This window comes from Paenibacillus spongiae, assembly GCF_024734895.1.
GTDB lineage: Bacteria > Bacillota > Bacilli > Paenibacillales > Paenibacillaceae > Paenibacillus_Z > Paenibacillus_Z spongiae.
In genome coordinates this window covers 4912687-4926146 of record NZ_CP091430.1, presented here as the reverse complement: position 1 = coordinate 4926146, position 13460 = coordinate 4912687, and the positions used below count along the sequence as shown (strand labels likewise).

The window sequence follows — 13460 nt, the reverse complement described above, 5'->3', positions numbered from 1 at the left end:
AAAAGGATGAAACTGAACATCTTCCAGCAGTGGCGTTCATGGCGCGAATGGCGCTCGGACAACGACTCGTTATTGAATCCAAAGCAATGGCTGCTTGATCTGTTCGGAGCATCGACCACAGCGAGCGGAGAGCGCATTACAAGCGACAAGGCGCTGCTAAATAGCAACGTTTACACTTGTGCTTCCATATTAGGCGGCGACATCGGCAAACTGCCCATACAAGTCTTCAAGCGGAAAGGGAACGGCATTGAAAAAGACAGTGCGCATCCGGTTTCCCGGCTGCTGGGTGTACGAGCCAATCCCTATATGAGTGCATATACGTTTAAAGAATTGATGCAGGTGCATGTTACGGTCTGGGGAAACGGGTATGCAAACATTGAATGGGAATTAAACGGCATCAACAATGGCCAGCCCAAAGCGCTCTGGCCGCTCGATCCGTCAAAGACAGATGTTCAGGTGGACATCGTGACCGGGGAAGTATGGTACGTGACAACTCTCCCAAGCGGTGAGGTCCGGAAGATCCGGCACACGGATGTTCTTCACTTTAAAGGAATCAGCAAGAATGGATTAAAAGGCATTACGCCGATTTCGGTCATTCGGGAAGAACTAGGCGTGCAGCAGGCGCAGCGTAAATTTATTGGTGCATTTTACGCCAATGGGACAGCAACGCGGGGGATCCTTAAAATACCCAATGGGACATTGGATAAACCAGCGAAGGATAAGGCGCGGGACGAGTGGCAGAAAGCAAACTCCGGGCTAAACAATGCGCATCGAATCGCAATATTGGATGCGGGCATGGAATATCAGAACCTGGGCATGCCGTTGAATGATGCGCAGTTCATCGAAACGAGCAAATTCGGAATCGCGGAAGTCGCTAAGATTTACAAGGTACCGGGATACAAGCTTGGTTTAACCGATGTGAAATTTTCAAACATGGAAAACCAATCGCTCGAATATGTGAAGAGCACGCTGCAGCCGATCATTACAAACTGGGAGCAGGAATGCGACTATAAGCTATTTACCGAACTCGAACGCAGACGCCTGTACACCAAATTTAACGTGGCCGGAGAGCTTCGCGGCGATAGTACAAGCCGCGCAGCTTACTATAAGGAAATGATCGCCATGGGTGCTTATACAATCAACGAGGTGCGGGAGTTGGAGGAAAGGGACAACATCGGAGAGATGGGCGACCGGCATTTTGTCAGCTTAAACTATATCAGCTTGGATAAAATGGACCAATACCAAGCACTTAAAGCAGGTTTAGGCGATAAAACGAAGGGAGGTGAGTGATCTGAGCGAAAAGGAAATCCGGTATCTGCATGCTGAATCGATTGAGGTAAGAAGCGGGGAAGGCGAAGGGGAATCGCTTGGAATTGCAGGCTATGTCGTAAAGTTTAACCAGCGAAGTCAGTTGATTTGGGGTGAATTTTACGAGCGTGTAGCAAAAGGGGCGTTCCTGCGAAGCTTGCAAGAGAATACGATTAAGGCACTCTGGAATCATCGGAGCGATTTTGTATTGGGTTCTACGAAAAATAGCACGCTTCGACTCTATGAGGATAACAGCGGGCTGCGGTTTGAAATTGATTTGCCTAACAATAGTTGGGGAAAAGATGCCTATGAGTCTGTGCAGCGCGGCGATGTAGACGGTATGAGTTTTGGATTCAGAGTTCGGCAAGATGCCTGGCAGTACTTGAAAGATGAAGACGTCTATGAACGCACCTTGTTGGATGTAAATTTGTTTGAAGTTTCTCCAACACCGTTTCCCGCCTATCCAGATAGCGAAGCAAGTCAGCGCAGCTTGGAAGGATTGGGAATTACAACGAAAGAGCAGCGCAAAGCTGAAAAGGAAAGATTATTAATCGAACTCGACCTGTTGGCCATCGAAGGCTAACAAGTCGTTTTTTTATGCAAAATAAACTATTGGAGGTTCCAACCATGGATGAAAAAGAACGCGAATTACGCCAGCAGCTGGCTAAGAAATTGGAAGAGGCTCGCAGCCTTGCTGGTGAGGGGAAACTTGATGAAGCAAGAACAGCCAAGGAAGCTGCTCAAACGCTTCGTAATCAAATTGATCTGCTTGCTGAAATCCGGGCAACCGATACGCCAGGGCAGACGACACCGGCTGAGCCAGAGCAGCGGGAAGACAAGCAAGACAAATCTGCTCAATATCGGAGCGCCTTTTTAAAGGAGCTGCGCAACAAGACGCTGAACGCAGAAGAGCGGGCATTAATTGATGAAGCGATTGAAGAAGTACGTGCCGGCATGCAAGGCGGCGTGGGTGAAGACGGCGGGTTGATCGTCCCGCAGGACATCAGCACCATGATCCTTGAGAAGAAACGACAATTTGTTTCGCTTGAACCGTATGTCACGGTGGAACCTGTTTCGACACGATCCGGGTCCCGCGTAATCGAGAAAAATGCGGACATTACACCATTCACCGATATAACGGAACTGACGGATCTGGATGAGATGGACAACCCCAAATTTGCATCCATTAGCTACGCCATTAAGGACCGGGGCGGCATTTTGCCGATTAGCAACACATTACTGGCGGATACCGATCAGAATTTGATGAATTATATCTCGACTTGGATCGCTAAAAAATCCACCGTAACCCGGAATAAGTTGATTTTGGCATTGCTGGATACAAAGACGAAGGTGCCTATCGACGGACTGGACGATATCAAGCAAGTGCTGAATGTGGAGCTTGATCCAGCTATCAGCCTTGGCGCTATTATCTTGACTAATCAGGACGGATTTAACTTTTTGGACCAGCAAAAGGATACGGAAGGAAAGGCTTTGCTCCAGCCGAATCCTACGCAGCCGACACAAAAACTGCTTTATGGCAAACCGGTTGTGGTCATCAGCAATAAATGGTTGCCAAGCACCGGAACAACGGAGAAAAAGGCTCCCCTTATCATCGGTGATCTGAAAGAAGCCATTGTATTGTTTGACCGTCAGCAGTATTCCATCGCTTCTACAAATGTCGGCGGAAAATCGTTTGCGCGTAACTCCACAGATGTTCGTGCGATTCAGCGCGAGGACGTTCGAGAGTTTGACATGGAAGCTGTTGTTTACGGTGAGTTAACGATCGTGTAATTTTGAAGGTCCTGGAGTGATGACATGCTGACCAATCTTGAGCGTCTAAAAAGGGTCTTACCAAAAGAGCTGTATGATCCGAGTCAAGACGATAGGCTAGAGCTGGATATTGCGGCAGCTTCAGCTGCCATTGAGAACTATTGCAAGCGAAGTTTTAAAAAGCAGCTTTACACGGAGCGGGTCAGCGGTTATGAAACGTCCAAATATATCAACTTGCGTAATTATCCGGTCCATAGCATAACCGAATTCTCAAACGCTTGGGAATATGAGATCCTGGACGACGGCAGGATTTACTGTGCCAACGGCTGGCCGACTGGTGAGCATAACATCAAAGTGAGTTATATCGGCGGGTATGTACTGCCGGGCGATGCAACGAATGAAGAGCCGCGCACGTTGCCGGAGCCATTAGAGCTGGCTTGTCTGCTATATGTCCAGATGCTTCAACGAGATCCTGGCATAAAGTCGGAGCGGGTAGGCAACATCAATGTAACTTATATTGATGATGATCTAGGAGGGCGATTACCTGCGCCCGTTGTTGCACTGATTTCGCCTTATGTGGGCAGGTGGGTGTGAAATGGCAAGGAAAAGGACGCGAAATCGGAAGGCAAATGTAGAGGTTACGCAAGACATGGATCCTATGGACTTGATTAACCGATTGCTGCCATTGAAGCAGAAAGAGGTCCTTATCGGCATGCAAGGTGATAAAGATCTTGCAACCATTGCTGGTGTACATGAATACGGCAGCGTCAAACTCAAAATACCGGCGCGGTCGTTTATTGGCAGTGGCAAAAAGAAAGCGCAAGTGGCCATAGGAAAACTCGTTCGCAAAGCAGTAACTGAAATAGCTCTTGGCCAGCGAGCGGGTCCGTCCTTATTTGAGAAAATTGGCGAACTTGGGTTAGATCGGATGAAGAAAAACTTTGACAGGATCAAACAGCCAGGGTTATCCCCGGTCTATGCCCGCCGTAAAGCAAGCAAAAAACTGTTGATAGCCGATCAGGAGCTAAGAAATGCTTTGTCATTTACCATCGTAAGCAAAGGGAGATGATAGGCTTGCGCTTCAGGTTTCAGCGCATTTTGCGTAAGTACGAGGTCCCGTATACGCTTATTCGTCATGGCAAGGGTCATTATGATTCTGTTGGTGTATATCATCCGCCCGAGGCTATCCGCACCGCTTTACGTGGCTCGGTACAGCCCTTGGGCGACCGGCTGATGCAGATAGAAGGCGGGCGTTACCATGAGGATGACCGCATGCTGATTACAGTCTATCCGCATAAAGACGGAGATATCATCGAGCATCAAGGCCGACAGTACACCATTGACATGGATCATAACTGGACGGCCTATAGTGATGTGAGCGAGTACAGAATGAAACGAGTGAGCACACATGATCCAGTTTGAGTTGATCCGTGAGGTAATGATTGAAGGGCTATCCGAACATCTTGGTGTGCCGGTCATTGAGATTGACGGAAAAGGCGAAGTACCGCCGTATCCGTTTATGACCTACAGCTTCACAGATGAGGGCAGCATCGTAGGGCATATGGCGAGCAAGGTAGTGGGTGACCGGATCATTTATTTCGGTACCGTTCCGCTTAGTGTCTCGTTTCAAAGTTATGCTCTTAGCCGATTGGAAAGCGTCAATCAGGCCAACCGCGCACGTGACTGGTTTTTGACTGACGGCCACTGGCTCTTAAAAGATGCTGCAGGCGTGGTGGTGGTTGAGGTCGGCCAGACTCAAAACAATGATTTACAGATTGGTGACGAATGGGAACGCCGTAATGGGTTTGAGATTGATTGTCGGACGACGAATATTATCGACCAGGAACTGCAGTCCATCGATGAAGTTAATTTAAAAGGAGTGGACCCGATTAATGGCTAAAGATGTAACGGTCATTATTGATATGGCTCGGCCAACACCAAGACTTGGATTTGGCAAGCCTTTAATTTTGGGGGCGAGCACAACAGGAGCTGCCTATAAAACCTATGCCGATCTGGAAGGCGTCAAGACGGATTATGCGGAGACAACGGAGGAATACAAGGCGGCATTTGCACTGCTTAACCAGGGGGATGATTCTCCGGCAGAAATCGCGATTATGTGCCGTCGAACGGAGCAGTCACTCTCGGAGGCCTTGACCGAGGCATTCACGAAGGATTGGTATTTTTTAATTTCAACTACGTCAGACATTGATGATGTTGGTGAGATCGCAGCGGCCGTGGAGCAGGATAACAGCCGGGAATTTTTCATACGGTCATCTGATTTGGTGGATGTCGGGGTTCTCCGTGGGGCTGGATATAGCCGGACAACGGTGATTTATCATACGAATATCGCGAATTACCCGGAAGCTGCTTGGATTGGTCGTGCTGGATCGGCACCGGTCGGCAGTGTGACTTGGAAGTTTAAACCGTTGAACGGTATCGCGCCGCTGGAAATCTCGAATACCGAATTACTCGCAATTCATACTACAGGCGCTAATACGTATGTCACCAAGGCTGGAGATAACGTGACCAGTGAGGGCAAAACGCTGTCGGGCGAGTACATCGATATCATCCATGCAAAGGATTATGTCAAATTTTCGATTGAGTTTGGCGTCCAGAAGCTTCTCAATTCATCGCCGAAGGTTCCTTATGATGATACAGGCATCGCACAAATCGAAAGTGTTGTGCAGACGGTGCTGCAGCGGTCATTTAACCAGGGCATTATTGCAGCAGATGCAGATGGTTTACCGTTATTGGGGACGACGTTCAAGCCCCGCGCCGAGGTTGATCCAGCAGATCGAGCAGCCCGGAAGTATAATGACGGAGAATTTTGGTTTGAGCTGGCCGGTGCAATTCACGAAACGAAAATTCGCGGCCAAATCAGGCTGTAAGGAGGCTATCTGATGTCACAAGCAACAACATTCGATGCGAAAGCGGTCACGGTCACGGTGGGAGGCGTATACTTGACCGGCTTTGCTGATAGTATGGTCGAAATCGAGAAGGACGAAGACAACTGGGAGGTTAAAGTCGGTGCTCAAGGCGATACCGTGCGTACGAAGGTGAATAATCCACTCGGTACGATTTCCGTTACGCTGCTGCAGACCAGTCCGCAAGTAGCCTATTTGGATCGGCTGGCTAATACAGGCGAGCTTGTACCGATCTCCGTGATCAATGCCGGCCCGCCAAAAGAGTCTGTAACCGTAACGGAGGCTTTCATCAAAAAACCGGCCCCCCGGGCTTATGGCAATGAAGCGGAAGACAGGGAATACGAATTCCAGTGCATGGACATTCGATTCGATTAAAAAAACGAAAAGGACTGATATATAGTGGCAACTTTCAAACAAAAAACGATTCAAACTAAAAACGGCAAGAGCTATATCGCTCAACATCCGGGCGTTCGTACCGTGACCAAGATTAATGATCGCGTTAAAAACAAACATGGTATTCCATCTGAAGAGAAGGTATGCGACGAGATGTTTAAGCTTGTCATCGTGGAGCCGAAGGTCACGATCGAAAGCTTTGATTCGTATGTCGAAATGATGGAATTGGCCAATAAAGCCTACTATTTTGTTACTGGGGTAGACGATCCAGAAGAACAAAAGGAAGATGACGCTGATGACGATCAGCAAACGAGAAGCTAAGGACCGGGCGCAACGAAATTGGCCGGTATGGCGATTGCTGCTCAGTGATATGTCGATTACGTACAGTGATCTTGATCTTATGGACGATGACGACATTGCAGAGGCTAATGCTGCCCTGGACATCTACATCGACCAGCAAAAAAAGAAGGAAAAACAAAAATAGGCGCCCTTTTGGGCGTCTTTCTTGCTGCTGAGGGGGTGGCATGAGTGGCAGGCGGGGTTATTAGCAACCTTATGTATGCCGTGGGATTTAAGGTTGACACACGCGGTCTTGATGCGGCGGACAGTGAAATTACGACGTTAACAAAAAGTGTGGTCGGCCTCGGACTAGCAGCGACAACAGCAGCAGTTGGCATTGGAACGGCAGCTCTTTCAGCTGCGAATCACTTCGAAAAATCAATGGCTGATGTCCAAAGCGCTACCGGGGCGACTGCAGAGCAGATGGAGGCCACTAAGGAGGTCGCCCAAAATCTGTATGCTCAGAATTTCGGAGCAGATTGGCAGGACTTGGGGAGTGCAATCTCTACCGTTCAGCAAGTGACCAGCCAAACGGGAACTGAGCTGGAGGAGACAACGCGAAGCGCTATATTATTACGTGATCAATTTGGGTTTGAAGTGCCCGAGTCTATTAAGTCGGTTGACACCATGATGCGTCAGTTTGGGATAACCTCAGAGCAGGCGTATGATCTCCTTGCCCAAGGAGCCCAGAAGGGACTTGATAAATCGGGTGAGTTGATGGACTCAGCAAATGAGTATGCCAACCAATTCAAATCCCTTGGATTTACGGCAGAGGAAATGTTCGATGTTTTTGCCGCTGGATCGTCTGAGGGTGTTTTTCAGCTGGATAAGGTTGGTGATGCTGTAAAAGAGTTTAACATCCGGGCCAAAGACGGAAGTAAATCGAGTGTCGAGGCGTTTGAGATGCTTGGACTAAACGCTGATGCCATGATGCAAACCTTTGCTAGCGGCGGGCCTGCAGCCAAGGCCGCATTTAGTCAAATCCTTCAAATGATCACTGATGTCGAAGATCCAGTATTGAAAAATCAGATTGGCGTTGCCTTAATGGGGACTCAGTTCGAGGACCTTGAAGCGACCGTTGTTGCAAGCATGGGAAAAGCGACGAGTCAATTTGAATCGACAGGCGCCACTCTTGCGGAACTGAACAAAATCAAATTCGACAAGCCCGGCGAAGCTTTTGCAATGTTTAGACGTCAAATCGAGGTTGGTTTACTGATCCCGATCGGCGAAAAGTTGCTTCCTTATTTGACCCAGTTTGCTCAGTGGATATCTAACCACAAACCGCAAATTGTAGCTCTTGGGCAATCAATCGGGGATACAATCGGCAGTGCATTAACGCTGATTGCAGAAAAGGCGCGGGAGGTTTACGACTTCATTGCCTCTAACTGGGATGCGATCACCAATACCGTTCTGGCTATAGGTGCTGCGGTTGTTGGCCTTAGGACTGCTTTTGCAGCAATGACGATCATAGGAACGGTAACCAAACTCTATAAGGCATATCGGGCAGGGACGCTGCTTGCAACCGCAGCGCAGATAGGACTCAATGTTGCCATGCTGGCTAACCCGATGACTTGGATCGCAGTCGGGATCGCCGCTGTAATCGCCGGAATCGTGCTACTAATCCGTAACTGGGATACCGTAAAAGCAGTGATGGGAAGGTTTTGGAATTGGACCAAGGATGTATTTGGCCAAATCGGCGCATGGTTTAGTCAGCGATTTAGTGAGGCAGCTGCAGGCATTAAATCTGCTTGGTCATCCATTGTTTCCTGGTTTGCGGGAATATGGGAGGGCATTAAGGCTGTTTTTATGATGGTTGTGTCCTTTTATGCAACTATCTTTCGTGCAGCCGGATCAGCAATTAAGACAGCTTTCGGTGTCATTGTATCCTGGTTTAGCGTTATCTGGGAAAATATCAAATCGGTGTTTGCTGCGGTAGGAACATGGTTTGGCGAAATCTTTACGTTAGCTGTATCGGCAATAAAGACAGCCTTCGGCGGCATAAAAGATTGGTTTAGCGGCTTGTGGGATAATATCAAAGGCGGCTTTACCGGGTTCATCAATGTCATCATCAGCGGCATCAACAAATTAATCGATGGTCTTAACAAGATTAACATCAAAATGCCGGAGTGGGCAGGCGGCCAAGAGTTTGGGATTAGTATCCCGAACATTCCGATGCTCGCGACAGGCGGGATTGCGACGGGTCCAACACTTGCGATGATCGGTGAGGGCGCGGAAAGTGAGGCCGTGTTACCACTATCCAAGCTTGAAGCATTACTCAATAGACCGCGTTATCCCGAGCAGTCACCGGCAGCACCTGCTGCGGCTGCGCCTGCGAGATATAGCGGCACTGCGGGTCAGAGTCCCGTAATCATCAATATTCAGGTAGATGCAAGCGGCAGCGGCGGCGGTGATTCGGCGGCAATTAAAAATGCTCAAATCATTGCGGCCGAAGTCAAACGTCAAGTACAAGCGATCTTTGAGAGCGCTGGCCGTATTCTTAATGTTCAGGGGGTGGAGTAATGGCAACATTAGATGGGCATTACTTGCTGGCCGAAACTGAAACCCCTAACTTTGCGGTCGACATTACAGAGCAGCCGGTCGAAAAAGGTATCAACATAACGGACCATGTTCAGCGAAAAGCCAGGACGGTAGGTATTAGCGGGTTTGTTGTGGGTCCTGATGCCGGGAAAGTGCTTTCTTATCTACGAAATTCTTCGGATACCGGACGTATCATCAAATACGTGGGACGGACTGCTATTACCGGGTTAATCAAAGACCTAACGACTTCGCATACGTACTCGGTTGCCGATGGTTATAGTATTTCCTTTACGATAATCGAGGTAAGAATCGCATCGCCCTCACCAGCGGCCAAGTTGCCCGCGCCAATTCGATCACAATCGGCGCCGATCATCAATTCAGGAACCAAGAAGAGTAAGTCTAAGAAAGGCAAGGGGGAGAAGAAAGAAAAGAAAGGCAAAAAAGAAAAAAAAGAAAAGGAAAAAACGCAGAAAGTCAAATTTAAGTCGGGGAGTAAGTGGGCATGAATTATGTGGATATTGAAAAAGAACTGATCCCCTACCGCTTTGATATTGAAATTGCCGAAGAAACCTTCTCCTTCGAAGTGAATTACAACGCCGAGCATGATTTTTTTACTATTGATCTATCATTAGACGGTGAAGTATTAGCGGCTGGTGTCAAGCTTGTATATGGTGTGCCGTTGTTTGGGGACATTCAAGATCATCGTTTCCCGGCTTATCCGCTCTTGCCGCTGGATCTGGCTGGTGATAGTCAATCGGTAAACTGGGAAACACTTTCCGTCCGCGTTTTTTTGTACATCATTGATGAGGAGGCGATCGATGATGGCTAATTTTGGGCGTGTTGTCGAGGTCATGGTCGCTGGCATGACCTTTTCGATGGACAATTTTGCAATTGAAGGCACGGTTCCATTCGATTCGGACCCGTTACCAAATGAGTCTGAGATCAAAATATGGAATCTGACTGCTGCAACCGTAAATAAAATCAAGCGCAATGATACACTGGTGGTCAACGCCGGGTACAAAGGTGATGTGGGGGTTATCCTTCATGGGTTTGTATCGTCTGTCCAAACAGTCCGGGAAGGTGTAGACAGGATCACAAGGATTAAGGTTATCGATAGCGAGGATCTTAGCGAACGGACGTTTAAAGATGTCAGCTATAAAGAGGGGACGCTTGCCAGCTATATCATTCGGGCTATGGCGGGGCAAATCGGTCTGCCCATTGCACAGTTTGAGCTGGTGCAGGATTACCGTTACATGGATGGATATACGGCCAGTGGTGAGGTCACGGAGATTATCAGCAAGGTGGCCGAGGACTGTAAGACCAGCGTATACATCAATAAAGGTAAATTGTATGTGCGCAATCTCAAGCGTGGCCGCGGAGAGGACCATCTATTTAAGTTAAATGAGTCGACCGGCTTGATCGGTGTTCCGGAATACCAGGACGATGAAGACAGCAAGGGTTATCAGATCACTTCACAGCTGCAATATCGAATCACGACTGCATCCGTCATTGATCTGTCCAGCGAAGACTTTACCGGTCGGCTATATGTACGCAGTGGATCGCATACGTTTAGCCGTACCGGCGATTTTGTAACGTCCGTGGAGGCGATCTTATGAGGGCAGCTGATCCGGCTGGTACTCTTGCACGTCTGCTGGCTGGAATGTCCGGCAAACAATCCGGTGGGATAAACGTTGGCACGATATGCCGCGTGCTAGCCTTCGATAAGGACACATGTAAAGCGACCGTTCAGCCGCTGATACGCAGCGGGCAGGATGATCCGGCACCAATCCAAAATGTGATAGCGCTTGGGCAGCGGCTTGCCGTAAATGGCGTGGAGCAGAGTTATAAACCTGTACTGTATCGTGATGATGTGGTTTTTGTCGTGTTTGCTGATCAGGAAATTAAAAACGGCCTGACTGGTCGAGTGTCCAGCCCCGACAGCTCGCGCAAACATGATAAAAACGATGGCGTGATAATCGGGATATTCCCCGGATCACTTTGAAAGGGGGAGTGAGACATGCAGTCGTTATTGTTAATAGATGGTGATCTGGTGTTTGAAGCTGGTGATCTGGTGATGATCGAGGGTCCGGCAGAGCAAGCGCAATGCGTTCGCATAACGCTTGGCACCAATAAAGGCGAGTGGTTTTTAGATCCGGATCTAGGTATTGATTTTAAATTGTTCCTGGGTAAGAATCTGAACCGGGAAGAGATGATTGAAGAGCTTCGCGAAGGACTCCATCAATTGGATTTTATCTCAACCGTCGAGGACATTGAGATTAACCAAGACCACACCACTCGACGACAACTCATTTCATTTACGGCAACGACTATAAATGGTGAGACATTGACCGAAGAGGTGATCGTCGATGGCACTAACTAGGTCAGGATTCAAGCGAGAGCGTTTCGAGGATGTTTTTGCCCGTATGGAGGACAAGGCGCGTGAAGTATTTGGCGATACAGTCAATACTAACGCTCGTTCCGTTCTGGGAATCATCCTTAGGATCGTGGCCTGGATACTGGCCATGTTATGGCAGGATACCGAGGACGTTTATAACAGCGGATACGTCAACACGTCAGAAGGCGTTAACCTTGATCGGTTGGGGCCATATGTTGGTATCAGCCGGATTGGAGATCAATACGCTGTCGGAGCTGTTGTTTTGACAGGCACGCCGGGCTATATCGTACAAGCTGGGTTTAGGGTTGCAGCGGGAGACAGGTATTTCGAGACCGATGCAGACGCTATTATAAGCGCTGATGGCTCCGTAAAGACGACGATTACAGCTGTAGAGCCGGGCCAAGCGGGCAATGTGGCAGCGGGCAAGATCGTCGATATCGTTAATCCCAATGCGGATGTGATAGCAGCTACAAACCCCGAGGCAACCAGCGGCGGACGCGAAAAAGAAATAGATACGGAATTCCGAGAACGTTTCACACTATCCGTATCCGGGGGAGGTGCGGGTACAGTGGATAGTATCCGGGGTGCGTTGCTGTCTGTACCTGGTGTGAGGGCCGCTGTCGTGATAGAAAATACCGCCAATGCTACAGATAACGCCGGTCGTCCTCCGAAATCGTTTGAATCGTATGTACTGGGCGGGCATCCGAAGGATATTGGAGCGGCAATCTTCAGCAAAAAATCAGCGGGAATCGAATCATATGGTACAGAAAGTGTAACCGTAACGGACCTGGCGGGCTATCCGCACACGGTCCGTTTTTCGTATGCGCTGACGGTTTCCGTATCGCTCCAGGTAACGATTAAGAAGACCAGCAGCTATCCTATTGACGGTTCCAAATTAACAAAGACGGCACTTGTCAAATACATTGGGGGCGAAGATGCGGACGGTCAACTATATGCCGGTCTTACGATGGGTGCATCTGTCGTTCATGCCAGGCTTCTTGCAGCTGCGCTCACGGTCGAGGGAGTTGATGATGTACAGATTGAATTGTCTACGGACGGCGGCGCTACCTGGTCTGAGGATAACGTGTTGATCGTGCAGCAGAATGTCGCCCAAACATCTGCAGCACAGATCGAGGTGGTTGAGGCATGACCATGATCAAAGCGTTATTGTCCCGTTTAACAGATGTATACCGTAAGGACATAAGCAGTAACATCGGTAAGCTAATGATCATATTTGCCGTTGAGCTGGAGCGCATGAAAGAGACGCAGCAGCGTATGAAAGAATGGCGCGACATCGACAAGGCTGAAGGGACAACACTGGACCGCATCGGGACTAATGTCGTGCAGCCGCGTGGCGTGGCCACAGATGAAGTGTATCGCGTGTTGATAAAATCGAAGATTGCCCGAAATCTTAGCAAGGGCGACATAAACACGATAATTAAAGTGCTAGCTACTGCATTGAATGCTGATCCGAGTGAGATCAGAATCGAGGAAATGTATAACGACCTGGTGAATCCTGAGCCAGCTGCGATCTCGCTCATTCAACTGCCGATCGCACGTATAAATGCAGTTGGCATGTCACCTGTTCAATTTGCACGTATTGTTCAGCGGACCGTTGCTGCAGGAGTTCGAGTTGGAGCCATCGAGATGGCCGGAACGTTTGCCTTCTCTTCCATTCTTGATGCTAGTGAAACGGATCCCAATGCTGGCTTTGCTAACATGGAGGGAACGGTTGGCGGGACATTAGGTGCAGTTTATGTTCCCGGAAACGATCAGGATTTACCGATTTAAAG

The 13460-nt window shown here is 48.8% G+C and carries 19 protein-coding genes; all 19 read left to right on the top strand.

Annotated elements, in window-relative coordinates; genetic code table 11:
• The first annotated feature begins 6 nt into the window (after positions 1-6).
• From L1F29_RS22400 to L1F29_RS22310, 19 genes are read left to right on the top strand one after another with little or no spacing between them, the layout of a single operon-like run.
• On the top strand, positions 7-1290 hold the full coding sequence (locus tag L1F29_RS22400) for a phage portal protein (protein WP_258384263.1): 1284 nt from the start codon (positions 7-9) through the stop codon (positions 1288-1290).
• The gene (locus L1F29_RS22395; protein ID WP_258384262.1) at positions 1283-1891 is read left to right on the top strand and encodes an HK97 family phage prohead protease; all 609 of its coding nucleotides are present in this window, start codon (positions 1283-1285) and stop codon (positions 1889-1891) included. The genes L1F29_RS22400 and L1F29_RS22395 overlap by 8 nt, the downstream gene beginning before the upstream one ends.
• A gap of 44 nt (positions 1892-1935) precedes the next feature.
• Complete coding sequence (locus L1F29_RS22390; RefSeq protein WP_258384261.1) at positions 1936-3099, top strand: phage major capsid protein; 1164 nt, start codon at positions 1936-1938, stop codon at positions 3097-3099.
• A 24-nt stretch (positions 3100-3123) separates the two neighbouring features.
• A complete protein-coding gene (locus L1F29_RS22385) occupies positions 3124-3672 on the top strand; it encodes a head-tail connector protein (RefSeq protein ID WP_258384260.1) in 549 nt (182 codons plus the stop codon).
• A gap of 1 nt (position 3673) precedes the next feature.
• The gene (locus L1F29_RS22380; RefSeq protein WP_258384259.1) at positions 3674-4147 is read left to right on the top strand and encodes a hypothetical protein; all 474 of its coding nucleotides are present in this window, start codon (positions 3674-3676) and stop codon (positions 4145-4147) included.
• Positions 4148-4152: 5 nt separating this feature from the next.
• Positions 4153-4500 carry a hypothetical protein gene (locus L1F29_RS22375; RefSeq protein ID WP_258384258.1) on the top strand — a complete coding sequence of 116 codons (348 nt, stop codon included), beginning with the start codon at positions 4153-4155 and terminating at the stop codon, positions 4498-4500.
• Positions 4487-4978: a phage neck terminator protein gene (locus tag L1F29_RS22370; RefSeq protein ID WP_258384257.1), complete on the top strand. Its 492-nt coding sequence runs from the start codon at positions 4487-4489 to the stop codon at positions 4976-4978. The genes L1F29_RS22375 and L1F29_RS22370 overlap by 14 nt, the downstream gene beginning before the upstream one ends.
• On the top strand, positions 4971-5966 hold the full coding sequence (locus L1F29_RS22365; RefSeq protein WP_258384256.1) for a DUF3383 domain-containing protein: 996 nt from the start codon (positions 4971-4973) through the stop codon (positions 5964-5966). Before L1F29_RS22370 ends, L1F29_RS22365 begins: the two co-directional genes overlap by 8 nt.
• A 12-nt stretch (positions 5967-5978) precedes the next feature.
• Positions 5979-6377, top strand: coding sequence for a phage structural protein (locus tag L1F29_RS22360; RefSeq protein ID WP_258384255.1), 399 nt, complete (start codon positions 5979-5981; stop codon positions 6375-6377).
• Between the two features lie 24 nt (positions 6378-6401).
• Positions 6402-6716, top strand: a complete 315-nt coding sequence (locus L1F29_RS22355; protein ID WP_258384254.1) for a hypothetical protein — start codon at positions 6402-6404, stop codon at positions 6714-6716.
• Entirely contained in the window at positions 6691-6879 is a 189-nt protein-coding gene (locus L1F29_RS22350) for a hypothetical protein (RefSeq protein WP_258384253.1), read from the top strand. The genes L1F29_RS22355 and L1F29_RS22350 overlap by 26 nt, the downstream gene beginning before the upstream one ends.
• Positions 6880-6923: 44 nt before the next feature.
• A complete protein-coding gene (locus L1F29_RS22345; protein WP_258384252.1) occupies positions 6924-9254 on the top strand; it encodes a phage tail tape measure protein in 2331 nt (776 codons plus the stop codon).
• Positions 9254-9778, top strand: coding sequence for a phage baseplate protein (locus L1F29_RS22340; RefSeq protein ID WP_258384251.1), 525 nt, complete (start codon positions 9254-9256; stop codon positions 9776-9778). The genes L1F29_RS22345 and L1F29_RS22340 overlap by 1 nt, the downstream gene beginning before the upstream one ends.
• Complete coding sequence (locus tag L1F29_RS22335) at positions 9775-10101, top strand: phage baseplate plug family protein (RefSeq protein WP_258384250.1); 327 nt, start codon at positions 9775-9777, stop codon at positions 10099-10101. The genes L1F29_RS22340 and L1F29_RS22335 overlap by 4 nt, the downstream gene beginning before the upstream one ends.
• Complete coding sequence (locus L1F29_RS22330) at positions 10091-10888, top strand: phage protein (RefSeq protein ID WP_258384249.1); 798 nt, start codon at positions 10091-10093, stop codon at positions 10886-10888. The genes L1F29_RS22335 and L1F29_RS22330 overlap by 11 nt, the downstream gene beginning before the upstream one ends.
• On the top strand, positions 10885-11274 hold the full coding sequence (locus L1F29_RS22325; RefSeq protein WP_258384248.1) for a Gp138 family membrane-puncturing spike protein: 390 nt from the start codon (positions 10885-10887) through the stop codon (positions 11272-11274). The genes L1F29_RS22330 and L1F29_RS22325 overlap by 4 nt, the downstream gene beginning before the upstream one ends.
• A 15-nt stretch (positions 11275-11289) precedes the next feature.
• Positions 11290-11652 (top strand): contractile injection system sheath initiator, encoded by a 363-nt coding sequence (locus tag L1F29_RS22320; protein ID WP_258384247.1) that lies wholly within the window; start codon positions 11290-11292, stop codon positions 11650-11652.
• Positions 11639-12817, top strand: a complete 1179-nt coding sequence (locus tag L1F29_RS22315) for a baseplate J/gp47 family protein (RefSeq protein ID WP_258384246.1) — start codon at positions 11639-11641, stop codon at positions 12815-12817. Before L1F29_RS22320 ends, L1F29_RS22315 begins: the two co-directional genes overlap by 14 nt.
• Entirely contained in the window at positions 12814-13458 is a 645-nt protein-coding gene (locus L1F29_RS22310) for a hypothetical protein (RefSeq protein ID WP_258384245.1), read from the top strand. The genes L1F29_RS22315 and L1F29_RS22310 overlap by 4 nt, the downstream gene beginning before the upstream one ends.
• Positions 13459-13460: the final 2 nt, after the last annotated feature.